Here is an 18,429-nt window from a genome sequence, read left to right as displayed (position 1 = left end):
ATGGGCGCACCGGAGGCAGGATGCGCACCGGCGCCTGACAGCGAGCTGACCTTGTTCAGCCGGCGGCTACTTCAGCCCTTGCCACCAACGCACGTTGGTGCGTGGCTGCCCGACGGTCAGTACCTCGCCGATGACCGGGGTGGCGAGTTCGATCTTCTGGTTTTCCGACAGGTCGGCGATGCGATCCAGTGGATCGTGCCAGGTGTGGAAGGCCAGGTCGAAAGTGCTGTTGTGCACCGAGAAAAGCACCTTGCCGTGCAGGTCCCGGAAGGCCTTGACGGTTTGCTCGGGCGTCATGTGCACCGAGGGCCAGTAGGCGTCGTACGCGCCGTTCTCCATCATCGCCACGTCGAAGCCGCCGAAGCGTTCGCCGATCTCGCCGAAGCCCTTGAAGTAGCCGGAGTCGCCGCTGTAGAAGATGCGCTGGTCGCCGCTCTGGATGACCCACGACGCCCACAGCGTCCTGTCGCGGTCGTTCAGGGTGCGTCCAGAGAAATGCTGGGCAGGGGTTGCGGTGAGTTGCACGCCGTCGTGCTGTCCGCTCTGCCACCAGTCGAGCTCGGTGATGCGATCGGGCGGCACGCCGAGTTCCACCAGACGCGCACCCACGCCCAGCGGCACGAAGTAGCGGTGCACGCGCTGCGCGAGGTATTGGATGGTCGCGACGTCGAGATGATCGTAGTGGTCGTGCGAGAGGATCAGGCCTTCGATCGGCGGCAACTGATCGAGCGCGAGCGGCGGCTTGTGGAAGCGCTTCGGCCCGACCCACTGGAACGGCGACGCGCGCTCGCTGAAGACCGGGTCGATCAACCAGAACTTGCCGCGCAGCTTGAGCAGGTGGGAAGAATGCCCCAGCCGGATCACGTGATTGGCCTGCGGATCCAGCGCCTCCAGTTGCGCGGTGCTGAGGGGGCGCACGGGAATCGGGTCGGTCGGCACGGTGTCGGTCTTGGTGCCGACGAGAAAGCGCGTCCAGATCTTCCACCGGCTCTCCGACGGGAGCGCGTCGGGGTTGGGTGGATTCCGGAAGCCGCAGCCGACGAACTGCGGCGATGCGGCATAGGGCGACTCGCAGGCGCCGTGGCTTGCACAACTGGTGAGCAGGGCGCATGTGGCTGCCGCCAGCATTCCGCACCAGCGGTGCCACCGCGGAGGCGCGGGCCGCGTTCTCGGGGGGAAATGCATCGGCTCAGTCCGACCCGGGCCGCCACACCCTCGCCAGCACGCCCAGCTTGGTACTTAGCGTGTGGCGCTCGTCGGAAAGCGCATCGATGAAATCCGACAGCCGCTTCGACTTGACCATGGTGTAGACCGTGAGCCAGGTCGTGAACCCAAAGGTCACGCCGAACCAGAGCAGCTTGCGCCACATCGGCGAGTCCGCTTCGGCCAGCAGGTTCATGCCGAGGAAGCCGGTCGTGATCGTGCCGATCAGGCCGAACAGCGTGACCACGGTCAGCCGCACCACCGTGTTGGCCTGCCGGCGCAGGCTGTCGGCGTCGAGGTAGGTGTTCATGTCCGCGATCCGCTCCTTGACCTCCTCGTAGAGCGGATCGAGGCCGAGGTGCGTGGTGCACAGGTGCGACAGTGCGCGCACCTGCGCCTGCTCGGAGATTTCGTGGAACCAGTAGCGGTGCGTGAAGCGCAGGAAGCCTTCGAAGCTCGCGCGGATCGCGCGCTTGAAGCGCTTGACGCTCGCGACGTCGTGGATGTCGAGGTTTCGCAGGGCCTCGACGAGCCGGTCCGAATACATCAGCAGCGCCGCCTTCTGGAAGTGCGCGATGAGGAAGAGCAGGAAGTGCTGGTGACGGAACTGCGCCAGCACGCCGCGGTCGCGGCAGCAGAAGAACTCGGCGTGCGCATCGCCGATCACGATGAGCGCGCGGCCGTTGCACAGGTAGCGCGTGTTCGGCGCGGAGCCGGCGGCGACCCAGAAGCGGTCGTAGCAGTAGCGCTGCTCGAAGTCCGCGACGTGCTCTTCCGCGTAGGGCAGGGGGCCGGCGCCGCTGGCGGCCGGCTCGGCCGCGCCCGTCACCAGCGCCAGCCGGATGAAGTCGCTGCGCGAGAGCTTGCGCGGATCATCGAGCGCGAGATAGGCCATAACCGGCATGCGGTAGTACTCGATCTGGCGGAAGCGCAGCGCGCCGGCTTCGTCCGAATGGTCGCTGACGAGCGGTCGCATCAGCCACGCCCAGTGCGCCGCAAGGCGCGGTGCGCGGTGCTCGGCCACGTGCGACAGGAAGGCCTCGCGCTGCTGCGCATCGGAACTCGACAGCACGCTGCCGTCGGCCCCCAGCCATTCAACGCTGCTCATGCAATGCAACGCGTGGCCTTGTGCATCCCAGCCGCCGGGATACGCGCGGCCGAAGCGGTAGAGGATCTCCTGCGCCTGCGGCAGGCTCAGGTCATCGGCGCCGACTTCGACATTGAGCAGCACCACGTCGACGTCGAAGAAGAAGTAGAGGTCGACGTGCACCACCTGCAGCGTGATCGGCGCGTCGCCGGGCTTCGCTACCACGCGCACCGCCGCGATATCGCCGCGACGGAACACGCGCATCGGTGAGTCGCTGCCGGAGTCCTTGCCGGCCTGGCGTCCCTTGCGGCCATCGCCGTACAGGAAGCGCTGCACGTAGGGCAGGAAGCTCACGAACTCGTTGTAGTGCCGCTCATGGAAACGGTCGCTGCCGCCGGTGTATTCGTCGATCTCCTCGCGCCATGGTGATGCATCGCCGAGGTCGCGGAGCTCCTGCCACGGGCCGCGGTGCGCGTGCCGCGGTTGCACCGTCGGCATCAGCCGCAACGGCCACAGCAAGGTCTGTCGCAAATGGCGCACCGCGGGCGCGGATCCCGTGGTCGCGGCCTGCATCTCCGTGTCCGGCGTTTCGGTGATCAGCATCGCTCCAGTGTAGGCACGCGGGGCGATTAGGGGAATCCCTAGTGCGGTGCTGAAACCGGTTTCACATATACTGCGCTGCACCGCGATGAAGCGTATTTGCAGCGCGGCGCACCACCCCCGAACCCTTCCGGAATCCACGTCTCCCGTGAACTACCAATTCCAGTTCGATGCCGTCTTTGCCGCCTGGCCGCTGCTGCTGAAGGGCACCTGGATCACGATCCAGCTCTCGCTCGTCGCCACGCTGCTGGGCCTCGTGGTCGCCATCTTCTGCGCCTGGGGAAAGACCTCGGGGCCGGCCTGGCTGCGCTTCATCGTGAACGCATACATCGAGGTCATCCGCAACACGCCCTTCCTGGTCCAGCTGTTCTTCTTTTTCTTCGCGTTGCCGGCCATCGGCCTGCGCTGGTCGCCCTACACGGCGGCGCTCACCGCGATGGTGGTGAACCTCGGCGCCTATGCGGCTGAGATCGTGCGCGCCGGCATCGAATCCATCCCCAAGGGGCAGATCGAAGCGGGCAGGGCGCTGAATCTCAAGCCGTGGGAAATCTTCCGCTTCGTGATCATCAAGCCCGCGCTCAAGGCCATCTACCCGGCGCTCACGAGCCAGTTCATCCTGCTGATGCTGAGTTCGGCGGTGGTGTCGGTGATCTCGGCCGATGACCTCACCTCGGTCGCGGCCAACCTGCAGTCGCAGACCTTCCGCAGCTTCGAGATCTACATCGTGGTCGCGTGCATCTACCTTGCGCTGGCGCTGTCGTTCTCGGGGCTGTTCAAGCTGATCTACAGGCGCACCCTCAACTATCCGGATCGGCGCTGAACACCATGCGTACCTTCGGCTTTCCCGAATTCCTGTTCATCCTCGAAGCGGCCCGGTGGACGCTGGCGCTGTCGCTCATCGCCTTCGTCGGCGGCGCGGTCCTCGGGCTGATCGTCGCGCTGGCACGCACGTCCGAAAGCAAGACCGCGCGCGTGCTCTCGACCGGCTTCATCCAGATCTTCCAGGGCACGCCGCTGCTGCTGCAACTGTTCCTGATCTTCTTCGGCGCGCCAGTGTTCGGCCTCGACATCAATCCGTGGATCGCGGCGGGCGCGGCGCTGGTGCTCAACAGTGCAGCGTTCCTCGGCGAGATCTGGCGCGGCTGCATCGAAGCCATCCCGCGCGGCCAGTGGGAAGCGGCGCAAGCGCTCAACCTCAGCTACACCTCGCGGATGCGCGACGTGGTGCTGCCCCAGGCCTTCAAGATCGCGCTGCCGCCGACCGTGGGCTACGTGGTGCAGATCATCAAGGGCACCTCGCTCGCAGCCATCATCGGCTTCACCGAGATCACCCGCGCCGGGCAGATCATCAACAACGCGACCTTCCAGCCGCTGCACGTCTTCACGACAGTGGCCGCGCTCTATTTCGTCATTTGCTGGCCGCTCTCGTTGCTGGCTGCGCGCATGGAGCGCAAACGCGCTCGCGCCTTGAGCCGCTGATTCCGCCTTTCTTTCGCCTTTCCTGTTTTCAGTCCTCAACCTTAGGAGTCCCGACATGATTCGATCCACCACCCGTCGCGCCGCCATCGCAGCGCTGGGCCTGGGCGCCGCACTCACTGCGTTCGCACCTTTCGCATCCGCCCAGAGCGTGGCCGACATCAAGAAGAAGGGTGAGATCACGATCGGCATGCTGGTCGACTTCCCGCCCTACGGCACGACCGACGCCAAGAACCAGCCCGACGGCTACGACGCCGACGTCGCCAAGCTGCTGGCCAAGGACTGGGGCGTGAAGGCCAACATCGTGCCGGTCACCGGCCCGAACCGCATTCCCTTCCTGCTGACCAACAAGGTCGACCTGCTGGTCGCCTCGCTGGCCGTGACGCCCGAGCGCGCCAAGCAGGTCCAGTTCTCGCAGCCCTATGCGGCCGCGACCATCGTGCTCTACGGCAAGACCGGTGCGCCGATCAAGAGCGCCGCCGACCTGAAGGGCGTGCGTGTGGGCGTGGCCCGTGCCAGCACGCAGGACGTGGCCGTGACCAAGGCCGCACCGGAAGGCACCGAGATCCGCCGCTTCGACGACGACGCGTCGGCCATGCAGGCGCTGATGTCGGGCCAGGTCGATGCGATCGGCGCGTCCACCACTGTCGCCGCGCAGATCGCCAAGCGCGTGCCGGCCAACACCTTCGAAAACAAGTTCACGCTGGTGCAGCAGAACATGGGCATCGCGATGCGCCCGGGCCAGGACGATCTGGCGAAGAACGTGAACGAGTTCATCCAGAAGAACACGGCCAATGGGGAGTTGAACAAGCTGTACCAGAAGTGGTTGCAGACCGATTTGCCGAAGATGAACTGACCCCCAGGCTCGCGCACTTTGTGTCGCTCTCCACCCCCTTTCAGGGGGCAACACCGGCGGCCCGGCGGAGCCGGTTCCGCGGTGTTTCACGAAGGGGGAGCGGGGCACGACGGTTGTTTTTTTGAATTGACGGGATTTTTATGACCGACGCAGTCACGACCCACGCTGGGACCGAATCGATTATTCAGATGGAGGCGGTGAACAAGTGGTACGGCACTTTTCAGGTGTTAACCAACATCGACCTCTCGGTTCGCACTGGGGAGCGGATCGTGATCTGCGGGCCGTCGGGGTCGGGCAAGTCGACGCTGATTCGCTGCATCAACCGTCTGGAGACGGTGCAGAAGGGCCGCATCGTGGTGGACGGCATCGAGCTGACGGCGGGTGGGAAGAACGTCGACGCGGTGCGGGCCGAGGTGGGCATGGTGTTCCAGCAGTTCAACCTGTTCCCGCACCTCACGATCCTGCAGAACTGTACGCTGGCGCCGATGCGTTCGCGCGGCATGTCGAAGGCGCAGGCGGAGGAGGTCGCGATGAAGTACCTCACGCGCGTGCGCATTCCCGAGCAGGCGCACAAGTATCCGAGCCAGCTCTCCGGGGGGCAGCAGCAGCGCGTGGCGATCGCCCGTGCGCTGTGCATGGCACCGAAGATCATGCTGTTCGATGAGCCCACTTCGGCGCTCGATCCCGAGATGGTGAAGGAAGTGCTCGACACCATGATCGGGCTGGCCGAGGACGGGATGACGATGTTGTGCGTGACGCACGAAATGGGCTTCGCGCGCAGCGTGGCGGATCGCGTGATCTTCATGGCGGACGGCAAGATCGTCGAGCAGGGTCCGCCGGCTGATTTCTTCGGCAATCCGAAGCACGAAAAGACGCGCCAGTTCCTCGGTCAGATTCTGAGCTCCCATCAGGCGCATTAAATGGCACACCCCCAGGCTTCGCGCACTTCGTGTCGCTTCGCCAACCCCCTTGCAGGGGGCAATACCGGCGGCCCGGCGGAGCCGGTTCCGCGGTATTTCTGGAATGGGATTTTGGAGCTTTGGACGTGACGGACGTATTGATTTCTCTCTCATCGTTCGGCGCTGCCGAAACCGGGCGCCATGGCCAGCTGTGGTGCTCGCAGCTTGCGAAGGCCGCCGGCGCCGACAGCGTCGAAGTGCGCGGCGAGCTGCTGCGTGATCCGGCGACCGAGCTGCCTGCGCTGGCCGGTATTGCTTCGGTCTACTCGAGTCCCGAAGGGCTCTGGGCTGAAGGCGGTTGGCTCGACAGCGCGGCGCTCGGGCGTGGCATCGCTGCAGCAACCACCCTGGGTGCGAAGCGGCTCAAGATGTCGATCGGCGACTTTCGTCCGTCGTCGCATGGCTCGCTGTGGGGCCTCAAGGTGCAATTGTCCGAAACCCGGATCGAACTCGTGATCGAGAACGACCAGACCGTTTCCGCGGGCACGCTGCCTGCATTGCTGACCTTCTTCGACGTCGCCGACCGTGCGGGGCTCGACCTGGGCATGACCTTCGACATGGGCAACTGGCACTGGGTCGGCGAATGCCCGCTGCAGGCGGCGCAGGCGCTGGGGCGCCGCGTGCGCTATGTGCATTGCAAGGGCGCGCAGCGGCTGCCGGCCAAGTGGGTGGCGGTGCCGCTCACGGATTCCGTTGCGCCCTGGCGCGCGGTATTGCGTGCGCTGCCCGCCGATGTGCCGCATGCCATCGAATATCCCTTGATCGGCGATGACCTGCTGACCGTCACGCGCGACCAGATCGCGCTCATCCGCTCCCTGCGAGCCACACCATGACGAACACTTCCTTCGATGTCGCGCTGTTCGGCGAAGCGATGCTGCTGCTGGTGGCCGACCAGCCGGGGCCGATCGAGAACGCGACCGCCTTCCACAAACGCACGGCCGGCGCGGAGACCAACGTGGCGATCGGCCTTTCGCGCCTCGGCCTCAAGGTCGGCTGGGCCAGCCGGCTCGGGACCGACTCGATGGGTCGCGCGCTGCTCGCCACCATGCAGGGCGAGGGCATCGACTGCTCGCACGTGATCACCGACCCGACGCAGCGCACGGGCTTCCAGTTCAAGGGCCGCGTCACGGACGGTAGCGATCCGCCGGTCGAATACCACCGCAAGGGGTCGGCTGCGAGCCAGATGGGTCCGGCCGATGTGGACGAGGCCTGGCTGCGTTCCGCGCGGCACCTTCATGCGACGGGCGTGTTCGCGGCCATTTCCGGCACCAGCCTGCAGGCGGCGATCAAGTCGATGGACGTGATGCGCCAGGCCGGCCGCACCATTTCGTTCGACCCCAACCTGCGCCCGACGCTGTGGTCCTCGCCTGAGGTGATGCGCAGCGCGATCAACGATCTCGCTGCGCGTGCCGACTGGGTGCTGCCGGGCATGGAAGAGGGCCTGATCCTCACCGGCGAAAGCACGCCGGAAGGCGTTGCGAAGTTCTATCGGCAACGCGGCGCGAAGCTGGTGGTCGTCAAGCTGGGTGCCGAGGGTGCCTACTACGATGGCGACGTGGCCGGCACCGGCCGCGTGGAAGGCTTCCCGGTCAAGGAGATCGTCGACACCGTGGGCGCGGGCGACGGCTTTGCGGCCGGCGTGGTGAGCGCATTGCTCGAAGGTAAGACCGTTCCCGAGGCCGTGCGCCGCGGCGCATGGATCGGCGCCCGTGCCGTGCAGGTGCTGGGCGATACCGAAGGCCTGCCGACGCGGGTGCAACTTGAAGAGGCTGGACTATGACGCGCAAGAACATCCTCGTTTTCCGCGAGCTGCCGGACGACCAGCTGGCCCGCCTGCAGGCGGCGCATGAAGTCGTCGTCGCGAATCCGCGCGTGGCGGCGCAGGAGCAGTCCTTCGAGGCGGCATTGCCGACCGCGCAAGGCCTGATCGGCTCGAGCTACCCCATCGACGACGCGCTGATCTCGCGGGCGCCGCAACTCGAAGTGGTCTCCAGCGTGTCGGTCGGCGTCGACAACTACGCGCTCTCCGCCCTGCATGCGCGCGGCATCACGCTGTGCCACACACCCGGCGTCCTCGACGAGACGGTGGCGGACACCGTGTTCGCGCTGCTCATGGCGACCAGCCGCCGCGTGGTCGAACTGTCCAACCTCGTGCACGACGGCCGATGGACCCAGAACATCGGCGAGGACCTTTTCGGCTTCGACGTGCACGGCAAGACGCTGGGCCTGCTCGGCTTCGGCCGCATCGGCCAGGCGATCGCGCGCCGCGCCGCGCTCGGCTTCGGCATGCCGGTGCTCTATCACACGCGTCGCCCGGTCGACCTCGCCGCGCAGGCGCCCGAGCTGCAGGGCCGCGCCACGCACACCTCGCTCGACGCGATGCTCGCGGCATCCGACTTCGTGGTGGCGATGCTGCCGCTGTCGGACAGCACGCGCGACATGATCGACGCCGGGTTCTTCGGCGCCATGAAGCCGGGCGCCGTCTTCATCAACGGCGGCCGCGGGGCCACCGTGCAGGAGGATGCCTTGCTGGCAGCGCTCGACCAGGGCACCCTGCGTGCCGCGGGCCTCGACGTCTTCGCGACCGAGCCGCTGCCGATGGCGTCGCCCTTGCGCACGCATCCGCGCGTCACGCCGCTGCCGCACATCGGCTCGGCCACGCACGAGACGCGGCATGCGATGGCCGAGCTGGCGACCACCAACCTGCTGCGCGCATTGGCGGGCGAGAGGCCCCTGGCCGTCTACGACACGGCGTCCGCTTGAACGCGAGGGCTCCCATGCAGCGGCCCGGGCGCGCAACCATCGCCGATGTGGCCAAGGCGGCGGGCGTCTCGAAGGCCACGGTCTCGCGATTCCTCAATCACCGCGAGCGCCTGCTGAGCCCCGACATTGCCGCCCGCGTCGAGGCCGCGGTCGCCGAGCTGGCCTACACGCCGAGCCCGATGGCACAGGCCCTGAGCCATGGCCGCTCGCGGCTGATCGGGCTGATCGTGGCCGACATCACCAATCCCTATTCAGTCGCGGTGCTGCGCGGCGCCGAGAAGGCCTGCCAGGACGCGGGCTATCTGGTGATGCTCTTCAACCTGGGCAACGACATCGACCGCGAGCGGGAGGCCATCGATGCGCTGGCTGGCTACCAGGTCGATGGCTTCATCCTCAATACGCTGGGGCGGGGTGCCGGGCTCGTCGATGCCGACGCCCTGCACGGCAAGCCGGCCGTGCTGGTGGACCGTCGGCATGCGGGCATGCACACCGACTTCGTCTCGCTCGACAACGTCGCTGCCATGAAGACGGCCTGCGGGCATCTCGTCGAAGGCGGGTATCGCGAACTGCTCTACATCACCGAGCCCCTGAAAGGCGTGAGTTCGCGCCGCGAGCGCACGGCGGCTTTCGGCGCCTGCCTGGCGGCGCATGAACCGCGCGTGGCCGGCGAGGTCTTCGAGTGCGCCAGCGAGGACGGCGATGCCCTCGACTCGGCATTGCGCGCCCTGCACAAGCGCGCCAAACGTGGCCGCCGCGTCGCCGTGCTGGCCGGCAATGCCGTGGTGACACTGCGCGTGGCGTCGGCCATGGCGCGACTGGGCTTGCGCTTCGGCACGGATGTCGGCTTCGTCGGCTTCGACGATGCCGAGTGGGCGCCACTGATCGGCCCCGGGCTGAGCGCGATCGCGCAGCCGACGGATGCGATCGGACGGGTCGCCGCAACCTGCCTCATCGAGCGCCTGGGTGGCCTCGAAGGACCGCCGCGGCAGCTGCTGCTGCCGGGTGAACTTGTGGTCCGGGGATCGTCGGCCGAGGCCTGATCACCCGCGTCGCCGGACTGAGGCCTGGCCTAACCCTCGACCAGCGCGAGGACGCGCAGCGGACTGCCGGAGCCTTCCTCGATCTTCAGCGGCGCGGACACGATCAGCGCGCCCGTGGGCGGAAGCTGGTCGAGGTTCTTCAGGCATTGCAGCCCATAGCGGTTGGCGCCGTGCATGAGCGTGTGGCAGGGGTAGGGCAGCGGCCAGCCGTAGGACTGGCCGGCGTCGGTGTTGATCGTTTCGACACCGAAGCCGTGGACCTTGCGCTCCTGGATGAGCCATTCCACCGCCGCCTGCGTCGGGCCCGGCGTGTGGGCGCCGTCCTCGCGCATGTTGACGAAGGCGGCCGGATCGACGAGGCGCTTGGACCAGTCGGTGCGAAAGAGCACCCAGGCGCCTTCGGGAATGCGGCCGTGCTTGCCTTCCCACACCTGCAGGAACTCGACGGTGAGCAGCCAGTCGGGGTCCTTCGCGACTTCGGCGCTGGCATCGACGACGACGGCCGGCGCAATGAAGTTTCCGGGATCGATGGTGTCCACGGTGTTGCGATCGTGGTCCTTGCCCGTCACCCAGTGCGCAGGCGCGTCGAAGTGCGTGCCGGTGTGTTCGCCGCACGAGAAGTTGTTCCAGTACCAGCCGGGGCCCGCTTCGTCGTATTGCGAGATGCGCTCTTTCTTGAAAGCGGCGACCTGGCCGAACTGGGGCGGAAGTTGCAGTGGCGGGAAGTCTTCGCTCAGCGTGTGCGTGAGGTCGATGGTGCGAACCGACTGGTTGCGCAGGGCCTGGGCGAGTTGCGTGAGGAGGGTCATCGAGGAATCCAATCCAAAAAAAGACAAGTCAACAGACCGGAGCGACTCAGATGCTACGCCGCGCGGTCACTTCGAGTTCGACCTTGGCGCCTTCCACGGCGAGCGCACTGCACACCGTGGTGTTGGCCGGACGGTTGGCGCCGAAGCGGCGACGGAGCACTTCGCTGACCGGGATGACGTCGGCCCGATCGGGCACGTAGACGCGCACCCGTACCACGTCGGCAAGGCCGGATCGCGCCTGCGACAGCGCGGTCTCGATCGTGTCGAGCGCCCGCTCGGCCTGCTGCTGCGCCGTGGGCGGAAACTCCCCGGTGGCGAAGTCCTGGCCCAGCGTGCCGGACACGAAGACCCAGTCGCCATCGACCACGGCGCGCGAGTAGCCGGCGAGCTCTTCCCAGCGCGATCCGCTCTGGATGAATTCGCGTCCGCCGCGTGTGTTCGTGTTCATTGCGCCTTGAAGCCCGAATCGCGGATCACCTTGCTCCAGTTGCGGTTGGCGTCGATGACCCACTGCTCGACCTCCTTCGACGGGGCCGGGTTGACTTCATTGCCCATCTTCGCCAGGCGCTCCTGCAGGTCGGGCTGCGCCAGCACGGTCTTCATGGCGCTGTCGAACTGGTCGATGAAGTCCTGGGGCATTCCCTTCGGCCCGAAGAAGGCGAGCCACGGGTTCTTGTCGATGCCGCTGAAGCCCAGTTCGAGAAAGGTGGGAATCTCGGGCGCAGTCTTGCTGCGCTCCTGGCCGGAACTGGCCAGGATGCGGACCTTGCCGGCGCGGTGGTATTCGATCAGCTCGGTCATCGAGGCGATGCCGATAGGGATCTGGCCCGCGAGCAGGTCCTGCACCATCGGTGCGCCGCCCTTGTACGGCACCGAGTTCATCGGCACGCCGAAGGACTTCCCGATCACGTGGCCGATGAACTGCGGCACGCTGCCGGCGGCGGGAATGCCGTAGTTGGCCTCGTTTGGATGCGCCTTCAGCCAGGCGCCGAGTTCGGCCATCGTCTTGACACCGGTGCTGGCGCTGACGGCGAGGACGTTGTAATAGCCGGCCACCCCCGCCAGCGCGGTGAAGTCGGCCACAGGGTCGTAGCCGGCGGCGGCGATGGTCAGCGGGATGATCACCTGCGTGTGATCGATCGACAGCATGATGGTCGACCCGTCGGCCGGCGCCGCCTTGAGCAACTGCGCCGCGATCTGCCCGCCGGCGCCCGGCTTGTTGTCCACGATGAAGACCTGGCCGTTCATGGCCTTGCCGAGCTTGTCGACGACCGCGCGCGCGACCACGTCGGTGGCGCCGCCCGGCGGGAAGCCCACCAGCACGCGGATGGGCCCGGTGTAGGCCTTGGTGCTGGCTGGGCCGGCACTCCAGGCCGGTAGCGCAGATGCCAGCACGGCTGCCGTGAGTGCCTGGTTGAAATGGCGTCGATTCATGATCTCTTCCTCATCGTGGTTTCAAAGAACGCGTGGCTCGGCGCTCGAGGCGCGCCTGGATCAACAGCACCTCGACCTCGTGGCAGCGCATGAGGCGCAGCCACCGGGCATCGTCCATGCCGGGCATGCGGGTTGCAAGCAGGCTGACCCGGCACGCGTCGCCTGCGCCGTCCGCTCTCGCGGCGGGCTCGACGACAGCGCTGATGCGCGGGCTGAGCGCATCGGCGGTGGCGCCGACGTGATAGATCACCGTCATGCGGGCAGTGTCCAGCACGGGGCGCACGCAGCCGGGCTGATCGTCGAAGAGGGAGCGGCCGCGCACGACACCGTCGCCGATCGGCTCCGTCTGCCAGCAGCCGAGCGCCCAGTGGCCGAGCTCCACGCCATCGGCCAGGAAGGCCAGCGCCTCGTTCGCAGCCACCCCGCAGACGACCGAAGCGCAATGCGAACTGGCGGAGCCGGGAGGCGAATCGTTGAACATCGGCATCAGCGCGTCAGGCGCGCGAGTTCGCGCAGGGCGCCCACGACGTCGTCGGCGGTGTTGTAGAAGTGCGGCGCGATCCGGATCACGTCGTTGCGCGCCGAGACCACATAGCCCGACTGCAACATCTGTGCCTCGACCTGCCCCGCATTGGCAATGCGCACGGCCGTGTTGGCGCCCTTGGCCGACGGCGTGGTCGGGCTGGCGACCGAGAGCCCGAGGCGTGCCGCCTCCTCGATGGCGACCGCGGAAAGCTCGGCGAGGTAGGCCTCGATTGCCGGTATGCCGATCTCGTTGAGCAGGCTCATGCTGGCCCGGGCCACGCTGGCGCACATCATCGGCGGCGTGCCGGTGTTGAACCGGGTCGCGCCGGCCGCGAAATCCAGCTTTGCCGGGTTGAATTCGAACGGGTTCACGCGGCCGAACCAGCCGGTGACGGACGGCGTGAGCCGTCGCGCAAGCTCGGGCCGCACATACAGGAAGGCGATCCCCGGAATGCCCAGCAGGTACTTCTGCGCGCCCGCCGCGAGAACGTCGACCTCCTGTTCGCGAACGTCGATCGCGATGGAGCCGGCGGACTGGTAGGCGTCGACGAACTGGATGGCGCCGTGCTCGCGCGCGGCGCGACCGGTGGCGGCGATATCGACGATCTGCCCGTCGTAGAAGCAGGCGTGCGACACCGACACCAGCGCGGTCTGCGCGTCGATGGTGCTGGCGATGCGCTCGGTGGCGGTGGTGCTGCCGGCCTCGCCCTCGACGAAGCGGACCCGGGCGCCACGGGGCTGCTGCGCCAGCCACACGTGGCAGATGGACGGGAAATCCAGCGTCGTGGTGACGATGTCGCGGCGGTCCTCGTTGAAGCGCTGCGTCGAGGCAATGCTCGAAGCCGCGTCCGAGACGCTCCCCAGCACCGCGATGTCGTCCACATCGGCATGGATCATGCGAGCGAACTCCGCGCGTGACAGGGCGACCTGGTCCATCCAGTAGCCCCAGTCGGCGCCGCGCCGCACCCAGACGTCGAGGTAGTCGTCGATCGCCTGCCGCACCGGCAGGCTGAGCGCGCTTTGCGAGCAGCTGGAGAGCTGGACCGCGTTGTCCAGGATGGGAAAGAGCTTGCGGTACGAAGAGAATGGATGATTCATGAACTTGCCTTGCACGACGACAAGGCCTTGAGGCGATGAACAAAAACGGCGACGCGGCGACTTCCCCCTCGGCATGGATCGAGGTGCCGCACTTCGCGTGGAAGACGTTGACGGAAGGCGCGCCGACGGTGCGCTTCGGCAAGGGACAGACCCTGTTCTCGCAGGGCGACCCGGTGAATCATGTGTTCGTCGTCGAGGAGGGGCGCGTGCGCCTGGTGCTCCTGTCGGAGGCCGGCCACGAGAAGCACATGGCCATCGTCGGCACCCACGGCATGGTCGGCGAGTGCAGCGCCTTCCTGGACGGCAGGCATTCCGTAACGGCGGTGGCCTCGTCCGACGTGGTCGTGCGACAGGTCGACCGGCAACGCTTGCTCGACTGCATGCAGCGCGACGGCGAATGCCTGCGACAGGTCCTCTGGCTGATGAACGTCAAGCTGCGCGTGCTGGCGCACCAGAACCTGCTCCTGAGCCAGGCGACCGCCGCGCAGCGCGTGAGCCACCACCTGGTGCAACTGGCCGACACCTATGGCCAAACGCAGGCGGAGGGCGTCGCCATCCGCATTTCCTTCACCCACCAGGAGATGGCGAACCTCGCCGGCCTGAGCCGCGTCATGACCTCGAACGTGCTGATCCAACTCCAGGAGCAGGGAGTGATCGAGATGATCAAGTCGCATTGCGTGATTCGGGATCTGCAAGGATTAAGGCGGCGTGCGCTGAGCTTGTGATGCGGGGGCCGAAGCGGCGAATTGCGGCCCAGTGTAGGAACGCCTGCTGGCACCGTATGTCAACGGCTTTACAAGGTTGAAGATATTTCGCCCGCGGACGGCTGGCTGACCTTTCGAGCGTCGGTCCCGTCGATTCGTCCGAACGACGCCCGCCTTCGACGCAATGCCGGCTTCCCACTGCCAGCGGACCCTCCTAGAGTTATTTCAGCGTGACCGCTGAAAACCAAGGAGGTGCCCCATGAACCCCGTCGACATTCGCAAGGTCCTCGTCCTGGGCGCGGGCAAGGTCGGCGCCACGGTGGCCGACATGGTGGCCGAATACCACCGGCTGCCAGTCACGCTCGCCGACCGCGATCACCGACGGTGCGAGCCCGACGATCGGCTCGTGCAGCGCACCAGCGTCGACGCCGAGGACGACACCGCGCTCGCCGCTGCGATGGTCGGGCATGACGTCGTCATCAACGCGCTGCCTTTCTTTCTCGCATCGGGCGTCGCGGCGGCAGCGCGATCCCTCGGCGTCCACTACCTCGACCTGACGGAGGACGTCTCCGCCACCACTGCCATCCGCGCCATGGCTGAGGGAGCGCACGCGGTGCTGATGCCGCAGTGCGGTCTCGCGCCCGGCGTCATCGGAATGCTGGGCGGCCATCTGGCGAACCGATTCGACGAGCTCTACGACCTGCACCTGCGCGTCGGCGCCCTGTCGCGCCACGCCACGAACGGCCTGCGCTACAACTTCACCTGGAGCGTCGACGGCGTCATCAACGAGTACTGCCATCCGTGTGCAGCCATCGTGCAGGGCCATCCGGTGTCGGTGCAGCCGCTCGACGGACTCGAGACGCTGGTGCTCGACGGCGAGAGCTACGAAGCCTTCAACACTTCCGGCGGGCTCGGCACGCTCTGCGAGACGCTCGCGGGCCGTGTGCGCAACCTCGACTACAAGACCCTGCGCTACCCCGGTCACCGTGATGCCATGGCGCTGCTGCTGCACGACCTGCGGCTGATCGAGCGACGCGATCTGCTGCGCCAGGTGCTCGATCATGCGGTGCCGCACAGCCGGGAGGACGTGGTGATCGTGTTCGCTTCGGCGTCGGGGCTGCGCAAGGGCCGCTTCGAGCAGGAGACGCGCATGGCGCGCATCCACGGCGGCCGCCTGCGAGGCGTGGACCGCACCGCCATCGAACTCGCGACGGCGGCCGGCGTGGTGGGTGTGTTCGAACTGCTGCGCGACGGGCGATTGCCGGCGCACGGCTTCGTCGGCCAGGAGAAGGTCGCGCTGGAAGCCTTTCTTTCCACGCGGGTCGGCAGCTGCTACGGCGCATTGGCAGAAGCCGGTGCGGACGGAGGGCGCGCGAATCCGCATCGCGCACAAACCTTCGCACATACTTGGCCGCCTCAGGCACGACGCCGGACCCGGAAGGAGCCACAAGCATGAGCGACGTACCAGCTGTTCTCGGACGCTGCGGAATCGGTGCGGCGGAATTGTCCGGTGGCGCGCTGCGCGTGCGCTCGGCGGTCGACGGCGCCGAACTCGCGCAACTGCATGAGACGCCGACCGCATCGATGGCCGAAGTCATCGCCCGTTCGCAGGCTGCATTCCGTCGCTGGCGCGACGTGCCGGCGCCGGCGCGCGGCGAGCTGGTAAGGCTCTGGGGCGAGGAACTGCGCACCGCGAAGGCCGACATCGGCCGGATCATCTCGCTCGAAGTCGGCAAGATCGCGCAGGAGGGCCTGGGCGAGGTGCAGGAGGGCGTGGACATCTGCGAGTTCGCGCTCGGTCTGTCCCGGCAGCTCTACGGCAAGACCATCGTGTCGGAGCGGCCCGGCCACCGGATCATGGAGCAATACCACCCGCTGGGGCCGGTCGCCGTCATCACGGCTTTCAATTTCCCGAGCGCGGTGTTTGCCTGGAATGCAGCCATCGCGCTGGTGTGCGGTGACCCCGTGATCTTCAAGCCGTCGGAGAAGGCGCCCTTGTCCGGGCTGGCGACCTTCAGGGCGCTCGAACGGGCCATTGCCCGCTTCGGCGAGCGTGCGCCGGAGGGGCTCGCACAGATCGTGATCGGTGGCGCGGCGCAGTCGCAGGCACTGGTCGACAGTCCCGACGTTCCGCTGGTCTCCGCGACCGGCTCCACGCGCATGGGCCGCGAGGTCGGTCCTCGCGTGGCGGCCCGGTTCGGGCGACGCATCCTCGAACTCGGCGGCAACAACGCGATGATCGTCACGCCCGCCGCGGACCTGGACATGGCGCTGCGGGCGATCCTGTTCAGTGCGGTCGGCACCGCCGGCCAGCGTTGCACGTCGCTGCGCCGGCTCATCGTTCATCGCACGGTCAAGGCGGCCTTGATGGCGAAGCTGTTGACCGCCTACGAGAGCCTCCGCGTCGGTCATCCGCTGGAGGAGGGCACGCTGGTCGGCCCCCTGATCGACGAGGCCGCCTACGACACGCTGCGGCACGCCATCGCCGAAGTCGAGGCGCAGGGCGGCCGCATCCTCACCGGTGGCGATCGCGTGCTCGCCGAGCGCTTCCCGAAAGCCTTCTATGTTCGCCCGGCCATCGCCGACATGCCGGCGCAGACCGAACTGGTCCGGCGCGAAACCTTCGGCCCGCTGCTCCACGTGCTGCACTACGACGATCTCGATCAGGCGATCGACCTCCACAACGATGTCCCGCAAGGCCTGTCGTCCTGCATCTTCTCCAACGACTTGCGAGAGGTCGAGCGATTCATCTCGGCGGCCGGCTCGGACTGCGGCATGGCGAACGTCAACATCGGCCCGAGCGGGGCGGAGATCGGCGGTGCGTTCGGCGGAGAGAAGGAGACCGGGGGCGACCGGGAAAGCGGGTCGGATGCATGGAAGCAGTACATGCGCCGCACGACCAACACGATCAACTTCTCGCGTGAACTGCCGTTGGCGCAGGGGATTCGCTTCGGGTGAGTTTTCCGCCTCACCCGGGCGGCAACAACAGCGGGCGCTGGGCCTCGACGGTCTGCCTCAGGAAATCCCAGGTGGCCTTCATGCGGGCCAGGTGGCGCGTCTCCGCCGGCACCGACATCCAGAAGGTGCGCGTGAAGTTGGCTTCGTCCGGCAGCACCCGTCGAAGCGACTTGTCGCGTTCGGCGATGAAGGCCGGCAACACCGCGATGCCCGCACCCGCCAGCGTCGCCTGGTACTGCGCGAGGATGCTCGTGCTGCGCAGTGCGAACGAATCCGGCCTGTACAACTCGTCGAGGTACTGCAACTCCTTGCTGAAGAGCAGGTCATCCACGTAGCTGATGAAAGTATGACCGCGCAGGTCCTCTCGCGTCCGGATGGCGCCGTGCTTCGCGAGATAGGGCTTCGATGCATAGAGACGCAGCGCGTAGTCGGTGAGCTTCGCGACCACCACCGTCCCGCGCGCCGGCCGTTCCAGCGAGATCACGATGTCGGCTTCGCGCCGTGAGAGGTGCACGAGCCGCGGCATGGCCAGGAGGTCGATCACCAGCTTGGGATGCTGCTGGGCGAACAGCGCAAGCTGCGGCGCCAGGACGATCGTGCCGAACCCTTCAGTCGCCCCGATTCGGACCAGGCCCGACAGGCCTTCGTCCGAAGCGGGCGTCGCGCTTTCGACCGTGAGGAAGGCGCTTTCCATCGCCTCGACCTGCGGCTGCAACCGGCGCCCCGCCTCGGTCAGCCGGTGCCCGTCGGCCTCGCGCGAGAACAGGGCGGTCCCCACCTGCTTTTCCAGGGCCTGGATGCGACGCGCCACCGTCGTATGGTCGACCGCCAGCCGCCGCGCCGCGCCGACCAGCGTGCCCGAGCGTGCGAGTTCCAGGAAAAAGCGCAGGTTGTCCCAATCCATGATGTGCAATTAT

19 protein-coding genes are annotated in these 18,429 nt (G+C 67.1%); 11 read left to right on the top strand and 8 right to left on the bottom strand.

The window, feature by feature from the left end:
* Positions 1 to 66: 66 nt before the first annotated feature.
* Positions 67 to 1,128, bottom strand: coding sequence for an MBL fold metallo-hydrolase (locus tag ACSFBL_RS08795; RefSeq protein WP_435515392.1), 1,062 nt, complete (start codon positions 1,126 to 1,128; stop codon positions 67 to 69).
* A 61-nt stretch (positions 1,129 to 1,189) separates the two neighbouring features.
* Positions 1,190 to 2,893, bottom strand: coding sequence for a magnesium transporter CorA family protein (locus tag ACSFBL_RS08790; protein WP_435515391.1), 1,704 nt, complete (start codon positions 2,891 to 2,893; stop codon positions 1,190 to 1,192).
* Positions 2,894 to 3,038: 145 nt separating this feature from the next.
* On the opposite strand from ACSFBL_RS08790, the gene ACSFBL_RS08785 reads away from it, so the two are divergent.
* The 8 genes from ACSFBL_RS08785 to ACSFBL_RS08750 all read left to right on the top strand — a co-directional run bounded on the left by ACSFBL_RS08785 (position 3,039) and on the right by ACSFBL_RS08750 (position 9,984).
* On the top strand, positions 3,039 to 3,710 hold the full coding sequence (locus ACSFBL_RS08785) for an amino acid ABC transporter permease (RefSeq protein ID WP_435515390.1): 672 nt from the start codon (positions 3,039 to 3,041) through the stop codon (positions 3,708 to 3,710).
* Positions 3,711 to 3,715: 5 nt separating this feature from the next.
* Positions 3,716 to 4,369: an amino acid ABC transporter permease gene (locus ACSFBL_RS08780; protein WP_435515389.1), complete on the top strand. Its 654-nt coding sequence runs from the start codon at positions 3,716 to 3,718 to the stop codon at positions 4,367 to 4,369.
* 55 nt (positions 4,370 to 4,424) lie between these two features.
* Positions 4,425 to 5,222 (top strand): transporter substrate-binding domain-containing protein, encoded by a 798-nt coding sequence (locus ACSFBL_RS08775; protein ID WP_435515388.1) that lies wholly within the window; start codon positions 4,425 to 4,427, stop codon positions 5,220 to 5,222.
* Between the two features lie 140 nt (positions 5,223 to 5,362).
* Positions 5,363 to 6,142 (top strand): amino acid ABC transporter ATP-binding protein, encoded by a 780-nt coding sequence (locus ACSFBL_RS08770; RefSeq protein ID WP_435515387.1) that lies wholly within the window; start codon positions 5,363 to 5,365, stop codon positions 6,140 to 6,142.
* A 125-nt stretch (positions 6,143 to 6,267) separates the two neighbouring features.
* A complete protein-coding gene (locus ACSFBL_RS08765) occupies positions 6,268 to 7,014 on the top strand; it encodes a sugar phosphate isomerase/epimerase family protein (protein WP_435515386.1) in 747 nt (248 codons plus the stop codon).
* Entirely contained in the window at positions 7,011 to 7,961 is a 951-nt protein-coding gene (locus tag ACSFBL_RS08760) for a sugar kinase (RefSeq protein WP_435515385.1), read from the top strand. Before ACSFBL_RS08765 ends, ACSFBL_RS08760 begins: the two co-directional genes overlap by 4 nt.
* Positions 7,958 to 8,944, top strand: a complete 987-nt coding sequence (locus tag ACSFBL_RS08755; protein WP_435515384.1) for a 2-hydroxyacid dehydrogenase — start codon at positions 7,958 to 7,960, stop codon at positions 8,942 to 8,944. The genes ACSFBL_RS08760 and ACSFBL_RS08755 overlap by 4 nt, the downstream gene beginning before the upstream one ends.
* Positions 8,945 to 8,958: 14 nt before the next feature.
* A complete protein-coding gene (locus ACSFBL_RS08750) occupies positions 8,959 to 9,984 on the top strand; it encodes a LacI family DNA-binding transcriptional regulator (RefSeq protein ID WP_435515383.1) in 1,026 nt (341 codons plus the stop codon).
* A 29-nt stretch (positions 9,985 to 10,013) separates the two neighbouring features.
* Here ACSFBL_RS08750 and ACSFBL_RS08745 read toward each other — a convergent pair whose 3' ends face one another.
* From ACSFBL_RS08745 to ACSFBL_RS08725, 5 genes are read right to left on the bottom strand one after another with little or no spacing between them, the layout of a single operon-like run.
* The gene (locus ACSFBL_RS08745) at positions 10,014 to 10,793 is read right to left on the bottom strand and encodes a cyclase family protein (protein WP_435515382.1); all 780 of its coding nucleotides are present in this window, start codon (positions 10,791 to 10,793) and stop codon (positions 10,014 to 10,016) included.
* A 46-nt stretch (positions 10,794 to 10,839) separates the two neighbouring features.
* Complete coding sequence (locus ACSFBL_RS08740) at positions 10,840 to 11,241, bottom strand: RidA family protein (protein WP_435515381.1); 402 nt, start codon at positions 11,239 to 11,241, stop codon at positions 10,840 to 10,842.
* Complete coding sequence (locus ACSFBL_RS08735; RefSeq protein WP_435515380.1) at positions 11,238 to 12,227, bottom strand: Bug family tripartite tricarboxylate transporter substrate binding protein; 990 nt, start codon at positions 12,225 to 12,227, stop codon at positions 11,238 to 11,240. The genes ACSFBL_RS08740 and ACSFBL_RS08735 overlap by 4 nt, the downstream gene beginning before the upstream one ends.
* Before the next feature lie 10 nt (positions 12,228 to 12,237).
* Positions 12,238 to 12,714 carry a hypothetical protein gene (locus ACSFBL_RS08730; RefSeq protein ID WP_435515379.1) on the bottom strand — a complete coding sequence of 159 codons (477 nt, stop codon included), beginning with the start codon at positions 12,712 to 12,714 and terminating at the stop codon, positions 12,238 to 12,240.
* Complete coding sequence (locus ACSFBL_RS08725) at positions 12,714 to 13,850, bottom strand: aminotransferase class V-fold PLP-dependent enzyme (protein ID WP_435515378.1); 1,137 nt, start codon at positions 13,848 to 13,850, stop codon at positions 12,714 to 12,716. The genes ACSFBL_RS08730 and ACSFBL_RS08725 overlap by 1 nt, the downstream gene beginning before the upstream one ends.
* Before the next feature lie 35 nt (positions 13,851 to 13,885).
* Between ACSFBL_RS08725 and ACSFBL_RS08720 the strand changes: the two genes are divergently transcribed.
* From ACSFBL_RS08720 to amaB, 3 genes are all read left to right on the top strand, one after another.
* Positions 13,886 to 14,575 carry a Crp/Fnr family transcriptional regulator gene (locus tag ACSFBL_RS08720; RefSeq protein ID WP_435515377.1) on the top strand — a complete coding sequence of 230 codons (690 nt, stop codon included), beginning with the start codon at positions 13,886 to 13,888 and terminating at the stop codon, positions 14,573 to 14,575.
* 238 nt (positions 14,576 to 14,813) lie between these two features.
* The gene (locus ACSFBL_RS08715; RefSeq protein ID WP_435515376.1) at positions 14,814 to 16,010 is read left to right on the top strand and encodes a saccharopine dehydrogenase family protein; all 1,197 of its coding nucleotides are present in this window, start codon (positions 14,814 to 14,816) and stop codon (positions 16,008 to 16,010) included.
* The gene (gene amaB, locus ACSFBL_RS08710; RefSeq protein ID WP_435515375.1) at positions 16,007 to 17,512 is read left to right on the top strand and encodes an L-piperidine-6-carboxylate dehydrogenase; all 1,506 of its coding nucleotides are present in this window, start codon (positions 16,007 to 16,009) and stop codon (positions 17,510 to 17,512) included. Before ACSFBL_RS08715 ends, amaB begins: the two co-directional genes overlap by 4 nt.
* 10 nt (positions 17,513 to 17,522) lie before the next feature.
* On the opposite strand, the gene ACSFBL_RS08705 is transcribed toward amaB, so the two are convergent.
* Positions 17,523 to 18,416 (bottom strand): LysR family transcriptional regulator, encoded by an 894-nt coding sequence (locus tag ACSFBL_RS08705; RefSeq protein ID WP_435515374.1) that lies wholly within the window; start codon positions 18,414 to 18,416, stop codon positions 17,523 to 17,525.
* Positions 18,417 to 18,429 lie beyond the last annotated feature (13 nt).

The organism is Variovorax glacialis (assembly GCF_051216375.1).
Taxonomy (GTDB): Bacteria; Pseudomonadota; Gammaproteobacteria; order Burkholderiales; family Burkholderiaceae_C; genus Variovorax.
This window is presented reverse-complemented; position numbering and strand designations above follow the sequence as displayed.